The organism is Flavobacterium calami, from assembly GCF_038290035.1.
GTDB classification, from domain to species: domain Bacteria; phylum Bacteroidota; class Bacteroidia; order Flavobacteriales; family Flavobacteriaceae; genus Flavobacterium; species Flavobacterium calami.
The window spans coordinates 44,947-65,618 of record NZ_JBBYHS010000007.1 but is presented as its reverse complement, the minus strand read 5'-3'; the positions used below and the strand labels follow the sequence as shown (position 1 = coordinate 65,618).

11 protein-coding genes are annotated in these 20,672 nt (G+C 35.9%); 5 read left to right on the top strand and 6 right to left on the bottom strand.

Annotated features, from left to right (window positions below; genetic code table 11):
* The 6 genes from AAEO57_RS07615 to AAEO57_RS07590 are packed head-to-tail and all read right to left on the bottom strand — an operon-like array spanning nucleotide 1 to nucleotide 5,562.
* The gene (locus AAEO57_RS07615; RefSeq protein ID WP_341691224.1) at nucleotides 1-612 is read right to left on the bottom strand and encodes a DUF2291 family protein; all 612 of its coding nucleotides are present in this window, start codon (nucleotides 610-612) and stop codon (nucleotides 1-3) included.
* 2 nt (nucleotides 613-614) lie between these two features.
* A complete protein-coding gene (locus AAEO57_RS07610) occupies nucleotides 615-1,535 on the bottom strand; it encodes a D-ribose ABC transporter substrate-binding protein (protein WP_341691222.1) in 921 nt (306 codons plus the stop codon).
* Nucleotides 1,532-2,488, bottom strand: coding sequence for a transketolase family protein (locus tag AAEO57_RS07605; protein ID WP_341691220.1), 957 nt, complete (start codon nucleotides 2,486-2,488; stop codon nucleotides 1,532-1,534). Before AAEO57_RS07605 ends, AAEO57_RS07610 begins: the two co-directional genes overlap by 4 nt.
* Before the next feature lie 4 nt (nucleotides 2,489-2,492).
* Nucleotides 2,493-3,326, bottom strand: a complete 834-nt coding sequence (locus AAEO57_RS07600; protein ID WP_341691218.1) for a transketolase — start codon at nucleotides 3,324-3,326, stop codon at nucleotides 2,493-2,495.
* 50 nt (nucleotides 3,327-3,376) lie between these two features.
* Nucleotides 3,377-4,780 (bottom strand): L-fucose/L-arabinose isomerase family protein, encoded by a 1,404-nt coding sequence (locus AAEO57_RS07595; RefSeq protein WP_341691216.1) that lies wholly within the window; start codon nucleotides 4,778-4,780, stop codon nucleotides 3,377-3,379.
* Nucleotides 4,781-4,800: 20 nt separating this feature from the next.
* On the bottom strand, nucleotides 4,801-5,562 hold the full coding sequence (locus AAEO57_RS07590) for a DeoR/GlpR family DNA-binding transcription regulator (protein ID WP_163407202.1): 762 nt from the start codon (nucleotides 5,560-5,562) through the stop codon (nucleotides 4,801-4,803).
* Nucleotides 5,563-6,045: 483 nt separating this feature from the next.
* Here AAEO57_RS07590 and AAEO57_RS07585 point away from each other — a divergent pair, with 483 nt between their 5' ends.
* The 5 genes from AAEO57_RS07585 (at nucleotide 6,046) to AAEO57_RS07565 (ending at nucleotide 20,608) form a co-directional block, all read left to right on the top strand.
* Nucleotides 6,046-9,441 (top strand): pectinesterase family protein, encoded by a 3,396-nt coding sequence (locus AAEO57_RS07585; RefSeq protein ID WP_341691210.1) that lies wholly within the window; start codon nucleotides 6,046-6,048, stop codon nucleotides 9,439-9,441.
* Nucleotides 9,442-9,589: 148 nt separating this feature from the next.
* Nucleotides 9,590-10,165 (top strand): hypothetical protein, encoded by a 576-nt coding sequence (locus tag AAEO57_RS07580; protein WP_341691208.1) that lies wholly within the window; start codon nucleotides 9,590-9,592, stop codon nucleotides 10,163-10,165.
* Between the two features lie 3 nt (nucleotides 10,166-10,168).
* Nucleotides 10,169-12,289, top strand: a complete 2,121-nt coding sequence (locus AAEO57_RS07575; protein WP_341691206.1) for a cation:proton antiporter — start codon at nucleotides 10,169-10,171, stop codon at nucleotides 12,287-12,289.
* 158 nt (nucleotides 12,290-12,447) lie between these two features.
* On the top strand, nucleotides 12,448-14,073 hold the full coding sequence (locus AAEO57_RS07570) for a tetratricopeptide repeat protein (RefSeq protein WP_341691204.1): 1,626 nt from the start codon (nucleotides 12,448-12,450) through the stop codon (nucleotides 14,071-14,073).
* Nucleotides 14,074-14,467: 394 nt separating this feature from the next.
* Nucleotides 14,468-20,608, top strand: a complete 6,141-nt coding sequence (locus tag AAEO57_RS07565; RefSeq protein WP_341691202.1) for a M4 family metallopeptidase — start codon at nucleotides 14,468-14,470, stop codon at nucleotides 20,606-20,608.
* The last annotated feature ends 64 nt before the right edge of the window (nucleotides 20,609-20,672 follow it).

The following is a 20,672-nucleotide window of genomic DNA, read 5'->3' as shown; positions in this document are numbered from 1 at the left end:
TTACTGAAGTTTAATTTGTGACGGAATAATTAAAAGGTCAGTAAACAAAGTCTGTTTCTTATTTAATTTGACCGCTCCTGAAAACGAAATACTGTCACCAATTTTTACATTTTTGGTTTGTTTTGGGATTTCATTTCGAACAATCTCATTCAAGTTCTCCGATACTTTGTTAAATTGAGCATTAGTTTTAAAATCGGTTAGTTTTACTAAACCTGAAGCATCTCGTAAATCATTTCCGAAAATGTATTTGGTGTCAATAAATACAACACCGTTTTTTTCGTCTGCAATAGTGTAAATGCCATCTTTGATATCGATGATTTTTCCGGTGCTTTTAATCATAAAATAAGCCGAATTTCCGATGCCTAATCTGTTTCCATGTTTTGTAAAGGCAGCTTCCTGATTCGTTTTTATGGAAGTAATCAGATCAGTTAAAGCAATCGTTTTTTTGCTTTTTAAAATACCTTTGTAATAAATCGAATCGGCGAAAGTTTTAAAGTCAAAAGATTCTTTTTTTGCTTTTTTAATATCGCTCAGTTTTTTGAAATAAACAGAATTGTATCCTAAAATGGCTATTATAAGGAAGGCTAAAATATAAACATACTTTTTTTTCATCTTTAATAGTCTTTTATGTTTGCTGCATTGATCAGTTCAACTTCTACCGGAACTCTCTGAGGAAATTGTCTTCTTCCTTTAAAATACTCATCCGCATATTGGGCTGCAGTTTGCGCCATCACTTTAGGAAATTGCATGCCAGTAGCCACAATTTTCTTTTCCCTGATTTTCTCCACTACATCTGGGGCACCGTCAAATCCAAAAATTTTCACTTGATATTCCTTTCCTGCCGCCTGCAAGGCTTGAAAAGCTCCCATCGCCATCGCATCATTGCCACAAAAAACAGCATCGATATCAGGATTGGCCTGCATGATGGTTTCCAAAACTTCCATAGCTTTTGTTCGGTCGAAATTGCCACTTTGTTGTGCCACCATTTTTAAATTCGGGAAGTTATCGACAACCGAGTGAAATCCTCCCGATCTGGCCCAGGTATTATTATCACCTACAAGGCCTATGATTTCAACATATTTTCCTTTTTCTTTTAATTCTTTCACAAATTCGATTCCGATAGCAACACAACCCGAGTAGTTGTCTGAAAGAATCTGACTTGTGGCTGCATCATCTGCATTTACCTCTCTGTCCATGCAAAAAACCGGAATTCCTGCCGTTTTAGCCTTTAAGATACTCGAAATAGAACCATCAGAATCTGTTGGGTTTAAAAGAATGGCATCATAGCCCGAAGAAATAAGGTTTTCAAAATTATCCGATTCGATAGCTGGATTATTCTGCGAATCAAATATTTTAGCTTCATAGCCTAATTTTCGGGCATTTTCAGCTGCCGATTCCGCGAGCATCACAAACCACGGATTATTTAATGTAGAAACTACAACAGCAATTTTTGGTTTTTCAGCCTTTTCTTTTGAAGAGCAGCCTAAAACTAAAGCCAGTACGATCAGCACTAAGGAAAAGTGTTTTATCTTCATAGGTTTAACAGGTTTAAAGCAGTATTTTTTAGTCCATCAGCCGATATGCCATAATGATTGAAAATTTCGGTTTGCGATCCAGAAACGGTATGGTCATCCGGCAATCCTACAATTTTGAATTTGTTAGAACACCCATTTTGAAATAATAAGGAAGCTACGGCTTCACCTAATCCTCCGTTGACAGAATGTTCTTCAACAGTAATAATCGGGTTTTTATTTTTGGCTGTGGCCAATAATAATTCTGTATCCAAAGGTTTGATGGTATGCAGGCTGATTATTTTACAGCTAATGTTATGTTCTTTTTCCAGAAGTTTAGCCGCTTCAACACAAGGAAGAACAGCTTCGCCAGTGGCGATAAATGTTAAATCGTTTCCTTGCTGAATGATACGTCCTTTTCCAATTTTAAAATCTGCACCTTTGGAATTCAGGTTTGCAGGCATGGCTTTTTTGCCAAAACGCAGGTATATTGGGCTTTGCATTTCGGCCGCCTGTTTGATGGCTTCTGCAGTTTCAAAATTGTCAGCAGGTGCTACAATGGTAATATTATTAATGGCTCTCAACACCGCAAAATCATGCAAACTATGGTGTGTCGTCCCTAAAGCGCCATAACTTACGCCGGCACTGATACCAATTAGTTTAACAGCATTATCGGAATAAGCTACGTCATTTTTAATCTGTTCCAAAGCACGTGCAGTAAGAAAACAAGCAGGGGAGACGGCAAATGCCTTTTTACCCATACTAGCCAATCCTGTTGCAACACCCACCAGATTTTGTTCGGCAATACCCACTTCAACAATTTGTTCAGGAAATTTTTGACCAAAAGGTACCAGTTTTCCGGAGCCGCGGGAATCGCTTGTGACAACCATAATATCCCTGTCTGTTGCTGCCAATGACTGAAGAACTTCAGAAAAGACTTCGAGATTAGCGGTGTCGATTGTTTTTGTTTCTTCCATTATTTTAAACAGTTTCGAGTTCCTGTAATTGATTGTCCAGTTCTTCCATAGCCAGATCGTATTGCTCTTTTGTAGGAACGCCATGGTGCCATTTCAGTACGTTTTCCATATAGCTGATGCCTTTTCCTTTGGTTGTGTGGGCTATAATAAAAGTTGGTTTGCCGCTTTCTAAGGGTAAATTATTAAGCGTTTGCGAAAGTTCTGCTAAATTATGACCATCGACATGAGCTACTGCCCAGCCAAAAGCTTCCAGTTTTTTGTCTATTGGCTCCAAGCCCATAACATCAGAATTTGGTGCTGTAATTTGGAGTTTATTATAATCTAAAATAGCACAGAGATTATCTAATTTGTAGTGAGCGGCAAACATCATGGCTTCCCAGTTGGAACCTTCTGCCATTTCGCCATCACCAAGAATAGTAAACACTTTTACTCCTGAATTGTCTTTTTTTGCTGCCAGAGCGGCTCCTGCACATATAGGAAGGCCATGACCTAATCCACCGGTATTTTGTTCAATGCCGGGAATAGATTTGGTTGGGTGTCCTATATAAGGAGAATTGTATTTACAAAGCGATAATAAATCTTCTTCGGGAAAAAAACCTTTGTCAGCTAAAACTATATACAAAGCTTCAACAGAGTGCCCTTTACTCTGAATAAACATATCTCTGGTTCTAGAATTGAAATTCTCCGGAGAAACGTTCATAACATTATTGTACAATACATTCAGGATATCTACAATAGAAAGGCTTCCTCCTGTATGACCCGCTTTGGCATTGTAGATGTATTTGAGTATTTTTTTTCTACTCTCTATTGATTTCCTTTTTAATTCTGCAATATGCATCTTAATTCATTTAGTATTTGTAAACTTCGAAACCTATGTGATTTATTCAGTTAGTGTCTGTAAACTTCCCAACCCATATAATTTCCTAAGGCTTCCTCTAAGATTGCGGCTGTTTTTGAAGCATTCATTACTACATGGTGTTCAAATCCGTTTTTGCAAATGTATTGCATTAGTCCTTGCAGGTCAGGTATTTGAGCTACAGCTCTGTTTCCAAAAGTATTTAGGGCATCATCAGTAAGTTCGCCTTCGCCAATATATACTTTGATGATTCCTTTTGGGTCATCAGTGCTGATTCTTCCGTAAGTAAGCGGCATTGCAGGTGTTCTTCCGTCTAAAGCACCATAAGTGTTTTCGACTCCCACAGTAGTTCCTAAAATAGGAGCGTTACTTAACTGGATGTCTGGGAGGAAAGATTTAGCCCAGTTTCCACAGTGAAACAACACGCATTTTTCAGGATCATCAGCATAGTTGTTATTCCAGTCTACCAGTGCACTTGGCGATCCTGAAGCCAATTGCATCGCATACATACTCAATGTTCCGGTTACATCCACTTCACAAGCACTCGGAAGCATATTTTCGCTCATGATACTCATGCTTGTACAGACATTGCAGCCATAGTTTTGCTGCAATGAAGTCCAGCATTGAATAGCGGTGGCATCCAAAGCGTGTTCTTCCATGAAATCCTTCAAAACCACATCTAATTTTGCAATTTGGATCATGGCTTCGTTAGGAGCTTTGCTGTTAGGAACGTAAGCATTTATGGATTCCAAATGTTCTTTAACCGACTCGTCATCAGCAGTTAATTTATTTGCTTTTCCTAAAATTTCAGATAAATCTGCTGTGGTTACAGTAATACCATTTCTTTGCAATATCTTCTCCGAATAACGAACGGTATTAAACGCTCCTGGTCTTGCTCCGATAGCACCAATACGCACGTTGCGCATTCCTTTTACAACACGGCAAACGGCGGTAAAATCTAATAAATCTTTGTGAAAAACAGGATCTGACGGACTCATAACGTGCTGACTTGTTAGTGAGTATTTTATGCCATATTGGTATAAATTATTACACACTGAGATTTTTCCGCACCAGGAGTCACGTCTGTTGACTACATTCATTTTGGTTAATTCATCAGGGTAGGCCTGAATTAGAACAGGTACATTTAAATTAGCTAATTTTAAAGTATCGGCCACACCCTTTTCATCCCCGAAATTAGGCAGTAAAACAAGTACTCCCATAATCTCTTCCTGGTGTTTTTTGAATAATTCAGCGCATTTTTGAGCTTCTTTATACGTTTCTACGCCACCAAGTTTGGTTTCAGTACTGTCTAATAAAATAGGTTTAATATTTAATTGGGCAAGAACTTCGACAATTTCGAATCTGGCCTTTTCTACTAAACTATCCGGAAAAAAATCTCTGTTTCCAATTATTACTCCTAATGTTGATGTTGTCATTTATTATTAATTAAATTTTTTTATGCTACTATTACTTCAATTTCGTTTTCTCTAAATACTTCTTTATGTTTTTCCTCTATATTATCATCTGTAATAATGTAATCTATTAACGATAAAGCTCCTAAACTGGCTAATGCACTTTTACCCATTTTAGTACTATCGGCTACCAGATACGTCACTTCTGCGGCTTCAATCATTGCTTTTTTTACAACCAAATCACTGATACTAGGGTAGGTAAGTCCTGCTTTTAATGAAATTCCAGCCGTAGCCAGGAATAATTTCTGAACATTTAATCCTTTAAAAAAGTCAGCCGCTTTTTGCCCTGTGAGTGATAATGTTGGTGGTTTAAATTCTCCTCCGGTCATAATGACTTCGATGTCCGGATCTGCTCCCAACAATAAAGCTATATTTAATGCATTGGTTATGACTGTTAATTGTTTAAGGCCTTTTAATCTTTTTGCAATTTCTGTTGTTGTTGAGCCTGAATCCAGAATAATAGTATCTCCGTTTTCTATGAACTCAAGACATTTCTGGGCGATAGCGGATTTTTGTTCCAAATTTTCCTGACGCTGCAAAGAAAAGCTTCGCACCTGATCTTCAACATTTTTTATACTTGCTCCACCGTGTTCTTTAAGAATCAATCCTTCGCTTTCTAATTTTTCGAGATCCTGACGTACGGTTACCTCTGTAACTTTGAATAAGCGGGCCAAATCGTTTACTTTGGCAAAGCCATCCTCTTTTAAAAGGTCCAGAATTTTTTCTCTTCGTTGATTTGCTAACATCTTATTTGTTTTATTTGTGAATGACAAATATAAAATAAATACAAAATAAATTAAATTGAGTGCAAAACAAATATAAAACAAATCTAAAAGAAAAATAAAAGAAAGTAAAAGAAAATAAAAATAAATTTTTAGCAATGTGATTATTGAGTGTTTAGAAATAAGAAAAGAACAAATAATGTTAATTTTATTATTGAATTACTGATAGTTATGTAAGAATATATGCTATTATTCAATTATAAGTTATTTATTACTTTTGATGGATATAGTCTTTCGTTTTTTGGTGTTGCTTATTAATTTTAAAAAGTATTTTAAGATTGTTTTTTTTGTTTTTAATGTATTGATTTTTAAATAATTGTTTTTTTACACCCTGCTTAATAGTAATATGTCTACTGTATTAGAATTTGTTTTTTATAGTTTTGTTTTAACAGGAAAAGTACTTGCTGTAAATAAAAAATTAACTATCCCTAACCAAAACCAAAAAGTATGAAACAAAAGATTTTACTATTATTTTTTTTAGCTTTCTTTTCGAAGCAACTGAAAGCACAGACCTACGATATCGTAGTTGCCAAGGATGGCACAGGTAATTATACCACAGTTCAGGCCGCAGTAAATGCGGCTCCTTCTAATAGTTCTACGAGAACTGAAATTTATATTAAAAATGGCACTTATTATGAGGTAATTACGGTTCCTTCAAATAAAACCAATCTGACCTTCATAGGACAAAGTTCAACAGGAACTATTTTAACCTATAATAATTATGCTTCCAAAATTAATCCGGCTACAGGGGCTGCTTACGGAACCTCAAATTCAGCGAGTACCTTTATTAATGGTGCAGGATTTTATGCATTGAACCTTACGTTTGCCAATTCATCCGGACCTGTCGGTCAAGCCGTAGCAGTTCGTTCTACTGCCGACAAAGCTGTTTTTAAAAACTGCCGTTTTTTAGGAGATCAGGACACCTATTATCCCCACAGTGGTAGATCTTATCATGAAAATTGCTATTTTGAAGGTACTACAGACTTTATTTTTGGAGGAGCCATCGCTTATTTTCAAAACTGTCAGCTTTACACAAAAGGAGGGAGCTCTTTGACTGCGGCTAATACTGCATCACATCTGGCGTATGGATTCGTATTCAATAACTGTCAGATCACAGGTTCAGGAAGCAATATTACTGATCTAGGGCGTCCATGGGGAGGATATGCGTCGGTTACTTTTATGAACACCAGTATGACTAATGCTATTAAGGCAGTAGGCTGGAATGACTGGGGTAATGCTGCCAATCAGGCTACAGCACGTTTTGCAGAACATAATAATTCAGGAGCTGGTTATGTTCCGTCCTCGAGAGTTTCATGGGCAAAAATTTTAAATACTACTCAGGCGGCCTCATATACAAAATTGAATGTTTTAAAAGCAAATAATGCCAATCCACAGATTACCGATAACTGGAATCCGGATACGATCATTAATTCTGTGTCATTGGGAGCTACATTAATAAAACACGGAGCTGGAGGTTCTAGTCAGACTGTGGCAGTAAATACGGCTATTACAGGCTTTTATTATAACTGGGAAAATGCGACCACGGTAAGTGTATCAGGACTGCCATCCGGAATTACAGCTGCAATAAACAATTCAGCTAAAAGCATAACTTTTAGCGGAAAACCAACAGTAAGCGGTACTTTTAACTATACAATTACCACAGTGGGAGGCAATCCTAATGCAACAAAATCAGCAACTTTTACAGTAACCGCAGCAACTCAGAAAGCGGCTTCTACTCAAAAGATTTCGGCAGCTGAGGCAGTTACCTCGCCTGCATTTCCGGGTGCTGAAGGTTTTGGGCGTTATACCAGTGGTGGTCGTGGCGGACGTGTAATCTATGTTACCAATTTAAATGATTCTGGTGCAGGAAGTTTAAGAGAAGCAGTTTCGGCAACGGGAGCCAGAACAGTAATGTTTAAAGTATCCGGAATAATTGCACTTAATTCAGATTTAAGAATCAATAACGGAGATATTACCATTGCCGGTCAGACTGCTCCGGGTGATGGTATTTGTTTAAAAAACTATTCAGTAAATGTAGATGCTGATAATGTTATCATCCGATATCTTCGTTTTCGTATGGGCGACCAGGCGCAGCATGAAGGAGATGCTATTGGCGGAAGAAATCATAAAAACATAATTATTGACCACTGTTCTATGAGCTGGAGTACAGACGAATGTGCTTCATTTTATGACAATGAAAACTTTACTCTGCAGTGGTGCATGATGTCTGAAAGTTTGCGTGTGTCTGTTCATGATAAAGGAACTCATGGTTATGGCGGAATTTGGGGCGGAAAAAAAGCCTCATTTCATCACAATATGTTAGCGCATCATGATAGCAGAAATGCCCGTTTTTGCGGAAGCAGATACTCAGCACTTCCTAATCTTGAAATGGTTGATTTTAGAAATAATGTTATTTATAACTGGGGTGGTAATAGCGCTTATGCTGCCGAGGGAGGATCGTACAACCTTACCAATAATTACTACAAGGCTGGTCCTGCAACAGCTTCGGGTGTAAATGACAGAATTATTTCTCCAAGTCCGGACAATGGTTCTAACTCTCAACCCGCTGGTGTTTGGGGTAGTTTTTATGTGAATGGTAATCATACTACGGCAAATTCAACTACTTCAGGAGATAACTGGAATGGAGTTGATCCGAATCCGTCTTCAAAAAGCAAGGCTGAACTTCGTGTAAACACTGAATTTAATTTTGGTGAAATGACTACACATTCTGCGACAAATGCATATAACAGAGTGTTAGCATACGTAGGAGCAAGCCTTAAACGTGATGTAGTAGACAGCAGAATAGTTTCAGAAGCAACTAATGGAACTTTTACATATAACGGATCAAACGGAAGTACTAAAGGTTTAATAGACACACAATCTGATGTTGGCGGATGGCCAGCCTACAATTCGACTACAGCACCTACAGACACAGATAATGACGGAATGCCAAATAGCTGGGAAAGTGCCAACGGTTTGAATAGTAACAATATTTCAGACGGAACAGCCTACACACTTAGCTCTGTATATACTAATTTAGAGGTATATATTAATGGATTAGTAGCAGCAATTACTGCCAGTCAAAATCAAAACGGAACAGCTAACTATACAGATCCAGTTGCAGGAAATTCTGAAATTTCTATCAATGAAAATGAAGCGGGTTTCTGTTTTGTTGAAGGTACAATAGACAGTAATAATGCCGGATTTCAAGGTGCTGGTTTTGCAAATGCGAATAATGCAGTGGGTGCAGGAATTGAATGGTCTGTGAATACTTCTTCCGGAAATTATATACTTCGATGGAGATATTCTAATGGAGGGACTACTTCAAGAAATGCTAAAGTAATTGTAGATGGTGTTACCGTGGCTACCCCAGCTTTTAATGTAACGACCAATTGGACAACCTGGGCCGAAAATTCGAGCTCTTTAGTTACAATACCACTTTCTGCAGGAACTCACACCATCAGATTAGAAGCTACGACATCATCGGGCTTGGCTAACATTGATAAAATAGAGGTAGAAGGAATTAATCCTACCGCAGTTAGTTGTAGCAGTACGTCCAAAAATACTACTTCTGATAGTACACTTGATGTAACTGTTCAGGAGGTTAAGTCCGAAGTCAAAATATATCCTGTACCGTTTAAAGATGAATTTTATGTAGATCTTGGCACTATTGGAAATGTCAAACAAATTTCGGTATTTAATATGCTTGGACAACAAATTCACGAAATAAGTGAAATTACAGATTCAATCGTAAAAGTGAATATAAATGCTAATACAGGGACATATATAGTTAAGATACTGACTGATAAGGGCGTTATAAACAGAGCCATTATCAAAGAATAATTTTTACAAGCTTAAGTACTTTTTTTGTTAAACCCTATTAGAAACTAACAATTTCTGATAGGGTTTTATTTTGTTTGTACGACTTTTATGACTCAATTCTTTGTGCAGAGCTATATTTTCCTTAAATTGTAGTTTCAAAAAATAATTTATGAAAAAGCTGTTCCTATCATTAATAACTGCAGGCGTATTTATTTCATGTGAAAACAAAAAAGAACTTGATCTGCAGAAAAGAGAAGATGCCTTAATTTTAAGAGAACAACAACTGTCAGAGAAAGAAGCAGACTATAATTCACTTCTGCTGATGTGCGACAGTATAATTGCTGCTAAAAAAGATACATTAAAAAAAGAGGTAACTATAAAGAAATGGCCAAAAGACCTTAGTGGTATCTGGAATAGTAAATGGCTATGCAGAGAATCAAACTGTAATAATTATGTGATAGGCGATCAGGGCAACGAAGTCTGGCAGTTTTTGTCTGACTCTACCGGACTTTATACTAATGTTTTAAACAACAAAAAGCTCATACGTGTTTTTAAAGCAAAATATGATGGGGATAAAATATTACTTGAATTCGACAGTGATAGTATTTCAAAAAATAAAGTAAAAATGAAAGTGGTTCTTGACGATATTAATGAAAATGTTGTTAAAGGTACACAGACAATAACAGGACAAGACAACTGCTCTGCAAGATTTTCGGTAGAGCTTACACTTCCTCAAAAAAAATAATGTATGTTACTAAGTATACAACATGTTAGCCTTCCTATTGAAGACCCGCTGCTAAAATTTCTTATCGAGTTAATAATAATTCTATGCATTCCGCTTTTGCTGAATAAAATAAAAGTACCACACCTTTTGGGACTTATAATAGCCGGAGCGGTAATAGGACCAAACGGATTTAATGTACTGGCGAGGGACAGCAGTATTGTTGTAACTGGTACTACAGGGCTTTTATACATCATGTTTTTGGCGGGACTGGAAATCGATATGGGAGATTTCAAAAAAAATAAATGGAAAAGCATTACTTTTTCATTATATACCTTTATGATACCCTTTGTACTCGGACTTATTGGAGCGCATTTTATACTACATTTTTCGATATTGACTACAGTGTTGTTTGCTAGTCTCTTTTCATCACACACTCTTATTGTATATCCTATGGTAAGCAAACTTGGGATAGCCAAAAAAATTGCGGTAAATATTACGGTAGGAGGTACGATGATAACAGATGTTCTCTCACTTGTGGTTTTGGCTGTAATAGTGGGGATGTCACAGGGCGAAGTAGGAACTGCATTCTGGATAAAATTATCGGTATCTATGCTCATATTTGCATTGATTGTTTTACTGGTTTTTCCAATTATAGCACGTTGGTTCTTTAAGAATGTTGATGATAAAATTTCACAATACATTTTTGTAGTCGTAATGATATATCTCGCAGCGTTACTGGCAGAATTAGCAGGTATCGAGGCGATCATTGGAGCTTTTTTTGCAGGTCTTGCGCTCAACAGGCTTATACCGCATACGTCATCACTTATGAACCGGGTAGAATTTGTCGGAAATGCTATTTTTATTCCTTTTTTTCTTATTAGTGTCGGAATGCTGATTGATTTTAATGCATTTATTCAAAGCTGGGAAACGCTGGGTGTTGCTGCGGTTATGCTTGTGGCTTCTATTGGCGGAAAGTATTTAGCAGCGATTTGTACTAAAAAGACATTTCGGTTTACAGATGACGAAGGAAAACTTATTTTTGGAATGAGTACAGCTTCAGCAGCGGCAACTTTAGCTTCTGTAATGGTAGGATACAATATTATTTTATCTGAAAATGAAGCAGGGGAGCCGGTCAGACTTTTAAATGAACATGTACTTAACGGAAGTATTCTGTTGATTTTAGTATCCTGCACAATTTCATCTTTTGTGGCTATGGCCAGTGCACAGCGAATTGCTGAGGCAGACAAAGAAGAGACAGCTACTGGAGTTAGTGATGAAGACGAAAACATTCTCCTCGCTTTGAATCATGAAAATATTGTCGAGAAAATGGTTAATCTTTCGCTTTTAATAAGAAACCAAAGCAGCAGCCACAAACTTTTTGCGCTTAATGTCATTAATGAAGACAAAAGCGAATCTTCTTCCAAAAATGCTGAAAAACTGCTTGGCACTGCTGTAGATTTGGCCTCAGGAGCAGACGTTGTATTAAATCCGATAACACGTTACGACAATAATGTAGTTGCAGGTATAAATAATGCAGTAAAAGAACAGAATATAACAGATCTTATTATAGGTATTGAGAATGAAAAAGGATTTTCATCCTCATTCATTTACAATCTTTACAGAGGTTATCTAACAAACAAGCAAATCAATGTAATTGTTTATCATGCAGTGCAGCCTGTTTCAACAGTCAAAGAATATGTAGTTTTTATTCCAGCAAATGCAGAAAAGGAAAACGGTTTCTTTCATTCGTTATTAAAAATATGGAACCTTGCAAAAAACTCCGGCGCTAAGATGAATTTTTATGCAGATGAGAAAGCAATCCGAATTTTAACGAGAATAGCAAAAAAATCAAATATTGAAGCAGATTATAATACGGTTCTAAACTGGCAGGAAGCTCAAAAAACAGCTTTTACTCTAAAGGAAGATCAAGGTTTGATAATTCTGATGGCTGACAGGGATATGTATCCGTATTTTTCTAAAATACGCGAATTGCCTGAAATTTTAAACAAAAACCTTAACAACAACAACTATATACTGGTTTTTCCTTCTTCTGAGGAAAATAATACCGTCAGCGAAAAAAGATCAGTAAATAATCTGGAAGATTTTGCAGAAATAGGTAAAATCATCGGAAGAATTTTTAAATAAAATATACCTGAAAAACTCTAAAAAAAGGCAGAGCTTTTCTGTAGATTGAAAATTAGCCCTGCTTAGAATTTTGTATATAAAGATTGTATGTTTTTTAATCTGTTAGCATTACTTATTTTCTCTAAATTTGTATGAATTTTAAAGATTTTTCAAACATAATGATACGATTTCTATATATAATTTTCTTTTTTTCTTCTTTTCTCCTTTATTCTCAATCTTCGACAAAAGAATTAATAGATAGTTTTAATACTATAAACAATCATGAAGACAAAGTTGAGATTGCGATAAAGATTGCTTCAAATCTTCAAAATTCTGATTGGGACAGAGCCGTAAAATATATAGAACTGGCAGAAACCGAAGCAAAAAAAACAAAAAATAAAGATTTGTTTTTAGCCAAAGTTTATATTGCTACCGGTAATTTATATGACTCAAAAGATGTTATTGATGTTACTTTGCAGTATTATTTAAAAGCGTATGATATATATAAAAGCAACAAAAGTATTGCGGATATAGTCAGGATAGAGAATAATTTGGCAATTATTTATGCGAAAACAAATAACGAAAAAAAAGCACTAAAATATTTTTTGAATGTTTATCGTTACCAAAATTCCAAGAAAGATTCTGATAAGCTTGTAAAAATTTTGAATAATATCGGGACAATCTACTTACATAAAAACATAGATTCTTCGCTGTATTATTTTAAGAAAGCAGATCTGATTGCTAAGACACTAAAAGATAATAAACTGAAGATTTATGTCTATACCAATTTAGCAAGAGCATACATTTTAAAAAAAGACAGTAAAAATGCTGATTCTTACTTTGAAAAGGCTTTTTCACTAATTGATACAATTACAGATAACTCATTAAAGGTATTTGTATATGAGTCTTTTTCAGAATATAAACTTGAAAAAAACCATCTGGATCATGCAATCACCAATGCAGAAAAGGCTTTAGAGTTTAACAAAGACAAATTATTTGGTTTTTCGGGCATGCGTTTAAATAAAATTCTTTATGAAGCCTATTTACGAAAAGAAGATTATAAAAAAGCAGTTCATTATTTTCAAAAATACAATCAGATCAGCGACAGTATAAACATTGAACAGAAGGCGGTAAATCTAGAACGAATAAGACTTGAACAAGACTATAAAGTTCGGAGTCAGATACGTACACTGGTCGAAGAGAAAACAAGGTTTAAATATTATGTTGTCGGATTAATATTGGTTGTCGGGATATTGGTTTTAATTCTTTTGTTGATTCGTTATCGAAACCGAAACATTATCAATCAGCTGGAGAAAGAAAAATTAAAAGCAAAAGAACAGGAACTCAAACAAAGCCTTGAAGCCAAAAATATGGTTTTGGTTGGCAAGGCTATGGCCGAAATTCATCGAACCGATAATATCAACGAAATTTTGACCGATCTTAAAAAGATTAAGCTAAAAACAGTCAATAAAGAAATGCATCTGGCAATTGACATCGTTTTAAAGCGTCTGGAAAAAGATCTAAATACAGATATCTGGAAAGAATTTGAAATTAGTTTCGAGCAGGTTCATAAATCATTCTTCGATAAACTCATTATTGATTACCCTACACTTACTCCAAAAGAGCGACGACTTTGCGCATTGCTTTATTTAGATTTAACTACAAAAGAGATTTCCCAAATTACAGGACAATCATTTAAATCGATCGAAAATGCTCGTACCAGACTCCGTAAAAAGTTCGATTTAACCAACGAAAAAGTAAATCTGTCTACTTATTTAAATTCTTTTAAACCAGAAAACATGTAAAAAAAATGTTATCATAACGTTTTGATTTAGTTAAGTTTAAAATGAAATGAGTGTTTTTTGGGTGATGCTTTTTTACCTGAGAGTGTTTTTGCATTAGTCCTTTTTTTTCTGTCCTTACAAAGGCCGTCTATTTTTACCAAACGATTGTAACAATGAGTTTGATGAATACGAAGAAAAAGGAAGAACCTTCTAAAAGCCTTGAAGAACTTTTAGAGGAAACAAAAACAAAGAAGAGTGCACTTTTAAAAATTTTGCAAAAAATAACTAAGGCAAGTTCTAAGAATCAACCGCCGAATTGATTTTTAGGGCTTGCCTTTTTGTGGTTTCTGCTAACCATTTGAGAGTATACCTATTTACTCAGGCAGGCTTAACACTAATTTTTAAATTTAAAAAAATGAACCAGATTTACTCCAAACCCAGGTATTTGTTTCTTTTGTTAGGTTTCTTGGTCTGTTCCGCAGGAATGGCTCAGTCACCTTTACAAAAAAACAAAACATCCAATGCGCAGTCGGCCATACAATCGCCTGCAGCATTTCAGAAAAAAGATCAAGTTTCTCAGAAAGCGACTGATCAAAATAGCAATCAGGACGATGATTCTAATATTCTTTTAACACAAAAGAGTATAAATGGAACCACACTTTCGCAGGAAGAGACAGATGCTGTTAATGAGCGATTAAAAGCAAGTCAGAAATTTTTTGATAAAAGTCTAAGCGGTTCAACGGCCAGAAGTATTCAAAGTGCCGATAGTACAAAAGTGAGGTCTTTTGCTAAATCGTCTAATTTAACGATTCGTAACGTATTTGAAGTTAAAAAAGCAGATTTTGAACTTTCAAATGCAGATAAGATGCAGTTAAAATCAGTTTCAGATAAACACGGCAGAAGTCTGGCAACCTATCAGCAGATGCATAATTCTGTTCCTGTTGAAGGAGCTATTTATAAGGTTAGAGATAATAAGAAGAAAATTGAGGCATTTGGGCACATTAGTAAAAAACTGCCTGCAAACAGCAGTTATAAAGTAAATGCATCGGCTGCATTACAAAATGCTTTGAATACTGTGAATGCAAAAGAATATGTTTGGGAGAGTAAAAAATTATCGGCTTTAGTTCATAAAAAAATAAGCAAAAAGCCGGAAGGTGAGCTAGTGTATGTTGGGCCAAATTTCTCGTCTGAATTGACAGAATATCATCTGGCTTGGAAATTTGACATTTTAGCAATAAATCCGCAGTCAAGCCACACTATTTATGTGGATGCCAATACAGGTAAAATTATCCTGAAAATTGATCTGAGCAGAGATCTTCATTCGTCTGTGTTGCCTCTTGCTGATGGAAGAAGTGCAATTGGTAAAGGTAAATCAAGATTTGCCGGTGATGTTACTTTTGGAACAACCCAGTATGCAGATGGTTACAGACTTGAGGATTTAGTAGGAAAGTACAAAGTGCCAATGTATACTTTAAATATGAATCATGCAGAGCGTGCATCTGATGAAGTGCTTACTGAATTTATCGATGAAGATAACAACTGGAATGATTTATACAATAAAGATCACGATGAGGTAGCCATTGATATTCATTGGGGTTTACAAAAGACTCTAAACTATTTTGAAGAAAAGTTTGACCGAAATAGTGTTGATGATAAAGGGATGACCATTTTTGGACTGGCGCATTTAGGAACCAATGTTCAGAATGCTTCCTGGACAGGTGGATGGGCACAGTTTGGTGATGGAGACAATAGACCATTTGTAAGTTTAGGAATTACCGGACACGAAATGACTCATGCGTTAACACAATTTTCTGCCGGTTTAATTTATCAGGGAGAATCTGGTGCAATGAACGAATCTTTCAGTGATATTTTCGGAATTTCGATAGAACTTTATGCTGGAAAAGATACTAAAAAAGATATCTGGATGCTGGGAGACGAATTATACTCTCACGGAAGTTTAAGAAGTATGTCTAATCCTAAAGCAGCTGGTCAGCCAGATACTTATGGTGGAGAATTTTGGGCAGATCCTGCAAATATTAGTTATGACAATGGTGGTGTTCACCAGAATAGCGGTATCACCAATTACTGGTACTATCTTCTGGCCGAAGGAGGTCAGGGTATAAATGATCTTAACGAAAGCTATGATGTAAAGGCAATAGGTCTTGAGAAAGCTGAAAAAATTGCTTATGCAACGCTTACAGAATATTTATCTCCTTCTTCAAATTTTATGGCAATGCGCCAGGCAAGTTTGATGGCTACAGAAGATTTATATGGATTAGCTTCTCCTGAATATATAGCTGTTACTAACGCCTGGTATGCTATTGGCGTTGGACCTGCTTATGGAGAAAGACAAATACTTTTAGTTTCTTATGAGAATCCTTCTGTTCCTTGTGGTCCATTAAAAGGAGAAGAGCCTTTTTATGTTAAAATTAAAAATACGGGAAGTACTGTAATTAAATCCGGCGATAATTTAAATTTTAAATTAAGAGCAATGGCAAATGCTTTTGGCAGATTAATTACTTTTTATACTTATGACGGTAAAACTGCTTTTGAAAAAGATTTAAATCCGGGTGAAGAAGCAATTATGGCACTGAAAAGTAAAATTCCATATCAGACTGGAGGAGCTATAAATTATGTTGAAGTAAAAGTAGATCTGAATCCTATAACTGAATTTGGAGCAAAAGAAGGTTATACTTTTATTTCGAAGATAACTGTTCCGACAGCTCAAAGAGATTACGACCTTAAAGTAACAGGTTTAAGCATGCCAAGTTATACAGGAGATGTGCTTTCTTCAAGTTATCAATCAGGAATTACAATTTTCAATTTAGGATGTCTGGATATTCCGGCTGGGACGGTGTTAAAAGTGGGTTATTCTGATACAGCTGCAGGAAGTACAGCTGTGTGGAAAGATGTGACTTTAGCAACAGATTTTAAAGGAAATTCAGAAATGACAATTGCTTTTGATAATACTTTCGATTTATCAGGAGCAGGACTGCATACTTATGAGGGTTATGTTACATTGGCTCAGGATCCAATTACAACCAATAATAGTATTTTAAATGCGGCATACAGCGGTATTGTAACACAGCTTCCATATTTTGAAGGATTCGAAAAAACTCCTGGAGGATGGAATACTAAATCATTGAATGCAAGCAATCAAAAGTTCTTGTTCCAGAATTTTCCAGTATCATTCAGAGATATTAAATCTCAATATATGTGGGCAACGGTAGATTTTAGAGGAACAGAAAGAATGGCACTTAACTCTGACTTCGTACTGGAATCTCCAATCTTTGATTTTACAAATGTTGCGTCTCCATACATCGAGTTTGATTTATATTATTTATTCCACGCTGGTTATGATGGATTAACTGTAGAATATTCGGAAGATAAGGGCAAAAACTGGAAAAAAGTTGAAACTCTGAATTATCCGCAGACATTGCATTATGATGATACCGAGGGAGGCTGGTTTACTGCTGTAAATACGAATCTTAAAAAAGATCCATTTCAAATGCGTTTAAATGATTTATCTGGAAAAAAAGTAGCTATTCGTTTCCGTGTCAGAACAGATGATTATAATGACGGTTTCTTAGGAGCATTTGTAGATAATATTCGTGTAAGCGATGCACCTTATGATTTAGAAGTTTTAACTGCAAAGTTAGAGGCAGGTAAATGTACTATCGATAACACCAATGCTTCGTTTACCGCCAGAATTACAAACAATTTCGCAACTACAAATCAGGTAGTGAATGTGACGACCAAAATTCTTGATGCGGCTAAAAATGAAGTTTTCTCTAAAACTGAAAAAACAACATTGGTTTTTGCCAAGTTTAAGGATACTATAAGTTATACGGTTCCAAATATTAGTCTTAAAAGTGCCGGCGAACACACAGTGACTTTCTCTGTTTTCCCTGAGAATATCACTACTGATGTAAAACAAGCCAATAATTCTTATGTACTAACGTATGATAACTGGAACAATGATGACATGAAAGTGAATGTTCTTCCGTATAAAATGGATTTTGAAGATGTTTCTAAATACAAAGGATGGAGAACTTCTGAGAACAAAGGAGCTGCAGGATGGCAGCAAGGATTACGTGCAGATTTAGGATCACCGGGATGGTTTATTGAGGATCATACTAAATTTATGGCAAGCAACGATGACAAATGTAATTGTGATGCTTCAAACGACATGCTGGTTTCTCCTGTGTTCGATTTGACAAATTACAAATCAGCACATTTAACTTTTGATGGTTTTGGGGATACGCAGCAGCTTTCAGACGGCTATGTAAACGTAAGTACAGATGGCGGTCAGACCTGGAAAGAAGTATTTCATATGCCTTATTATGGAGGCTGGTGGCAATATGGTGTAGATTTGACTGCTTATGCAGGTAAATCTTGCGTAATGATAGCTTTTAAACACAACGATAATGGATATTTTGCAAATGGTTTTGCGGTGGATAATATCGAAATTAAAGAAACAAAATCGAATATAAGACTGTCTAATTTAAGTGTTGCAGAAGATGTTTATGAAAATTCGGCTTCACATGAATTTGCTGTAAGCGCGAGAAATTCAAGTTATAACACTTTAAATAAAGTAACTATTGAATACCAGATTTCTCAAAACGGAAATGCTCTTGGAGCTCCGGTTTCTTTTGAAAAAAATGACGAAGTATTAGTAGGGCAGACTATCGTTTACAAAATCGACAATTTACCACAATTAGCTGCAGGAAATTATGAAATTGCTGTAAAAGCATTTACGGCAGATGAACCAAAAGATCAGGCACAGGTAATAAAAGGAGTTTTTCAGGTCATTGCTAAAGCATCTGAATTAAATATCGAAAGTTTTTCTAATACTCCGGCAGGTTCATTATTGGGGACAAAAGGATTTGTTTCAAGCCAAAGTGATGAAAACTATCCATTTAAAATTGTAACTACACCAGATAATACAAGTTTAACAGTTCCTAAAAAAGACCATACGGGAGATACTTCTGCTAAAATGCTGTACAGCCCGTTGGAATATTTATCTTACTATGGAGAATTAAACACACCAATGTATAAATTGTCTGACAATGCTTCTGCGGTCGAGTTTTATTATGCAATGCAGAGTAATGTTAATGATATCCTGTTAGTAGATATTAAACCTGCAGGTGGTGAATGGACAGAACTATGGAGAACAAACAGAACAGGAAGTTTTGTTGATACAGAGTGGAAAAGGGCTGCATTAAACATAAGTCAGTACAAAGGAAAATTAGTAATGTTCCGTTTTAGGCACGCAAAAGCTGCCGGATATTCTTATATGGTTTTAGATGATTTGAAAATCTTTAACGATGCTGTGGCAGATGTTGCCCTGCAGATTATATCTCCGAAAGATGTTTGTGGCAGTCAGGAATACAAAGTAAAACTGACTAATGAAGGTCAGATTGCTATAAAAGAAAATGCAATTCAATTGCAGTTAGATTATTTAAATACTTCAGAAACTATTTCTGAAAGTGTTGAAACTGGTATTGCAGTTGGTGAAAGCATAGAATATACCTTTAAAAAACAGCCAAAACTTGATGACAATGAAGATTCGCATGTATTTAATTTTAGTGCGAAATTGGAGGGTGATATTATTGATCAGAATAATATTATTGAGAACTATACTTATCAGGCAGTTTCAGGTGATTTTAAATTATTTGACAAATCTTCAATTCATGGATATGCTGGCAAAAGCGTCTATATTAATGCAGAAGCTAACATATTGAGTAAAGAATTAGAGGCGGTTTCTTATAAGTGGAGCACTGGAGAAACTACCAGCGCAATTGAAGTGACTAATCCTGGTGATTATATTGTGACAGCTGTTCTTGAAAACGGATGTACTTTGACAGAAAAAGTCTCTGTGACATTTGATACCTTCCAGTCTGAACTGGTGAGCGGCGATGTCTGCGGTCCTGAAGTAGTTTTAAATCCGGGGAATTATGCTGCTTACGAATGGTTTGACGGTTCTACAGATCCATCTTTTACGGCAACTGAAAGTGGTGAATATTACGTAACTGTTTATAATGAAAATGGATTAGGTAAAATTTTCACTAGTACTATCCATATTCTTGAAAATACAGTTCCGGTAATTCAGGAATTAGAAGGAAACAAAATAACAGCTTCTGCTGATGCGGCAGGATATCAATGGTATTTGAACGGAAGACCTTTGCCAAATGCGACTGAAAAAATGGTAGCTACAATCTGGGAAGGAAGCTATAGTCTTCAGGTAACAAATGCACACGGTTGTACAAGCATGTCGGCTCCAATTGATTCTAAAGGTCTTATTATCGGAAAACTAACAAATTCTTTCAGAGTGTTTCCAAATCCTGCTGTAGATGATGTAAACATCTTTTTGGCTGATAAGGTTGAAGGCGAAGCTGAAATCAAAATTTATGCTACGGATGGTAATGCAGTTTGGAGTAAAACATATTCTGCTGTCCCTTCGAGTGTAGATGTAAGCCAGCTGACTACCGGAGTTTACATTTTAGACTGTTCGGTACAAGGTAAAAAGTACACTGCTAAGATTATTAAAAAGTAACAAATTACAGATAGAAAAGGCAGTTCTTTAAATTAGAACTGCCCTTCTTAAAAACAAATCAATA

What these genes read in the sequence shown, in the direction of transcription:
- AAEO57_RS07615 (WP_341691224.1), bottom strand. Translation starts at nt 612, where the DNA reads ATGAAAAAAAAGTATGTTTATATTTTAGCCTTCCTTATAATAGCCATT.
- AAEO57_RS07610 (WP_341691222.1), bottom strand. Translation starts at nt 1,535, where the DNA reads ATGAAGATAAAACACTTTTCCTTAGTGCTGATCGTACTGGCTTTAGTT.
- AAEO57_RS07605 (WP_341691220.1), bottom strand. Translation starts at nt 2,488, where the DNA reads ATGGAAGAAACAAAAACAATCGACACCGCTAATCTCGAAGTCTTTTCT.
- AAEO57_RS07600 (WP_341691218.1), bottom strand. Translation starts at nt 3,326, where the DNA reads ATGCATATTGCAGAATTAAAAAGGAAATCAATAGAGAGTAGAAAAAAA.
- AAEO57_RS07595 (WP_341691216.1), bottom strand. Translation starts at nt 4,780, where the DNA reads ATGACAACATCAACATTAGGAGTAATAATTGGAAACAGAGATTTTTTT.
- AAEO57_RS07590 (WP_163407202.1), bottom strand. Translation starts at nt 5,562, where the DNA reads ATGTTAGCAAATCAACGAAGAGAAAAAATTCTGGACCTTTTAAAAGAG.
- AAEO57_RS07585 (WP_341691210.1), top strand. Translation starts at nt 6,046, where the DNA reads ATGAAACAAAAGATTTTACTATTATTTTTTTTAGCTTTCTTTTCGAAG.
- AAEO57_RS07580 (WP_341691208.1), top strand. Translation starts at nt 9,590, where the DNA reads ATGAAAAAGCTGTTCCTATCATTAATAACTGCAGGCGTATTTATTTCA.
- AAEO57_RS07575 (WP_341691206.1), top strand. Translation starts at nt 10,169, where the DNA reads ATGTTACTAAGTATACAACATGTTAGCCTTCCTATTGAAGACCCGCTG.
- AAEO57_RS07570 (WP_341691204.1), top strand. Translation starts at nt 12,448, where the DNA reads ATGATACGATTTCTATATATAATTTTCTTTTTTTCTTCTTTTCTCCTT.
- AAEO57_RS07565 (WP_341691202.1), top strand. Translation starts at nt 14,468, where the DNA reads ATGAACCAGATTTACTCCAAACCCAGGTATTTGTTTCTTTTGTTAGGT.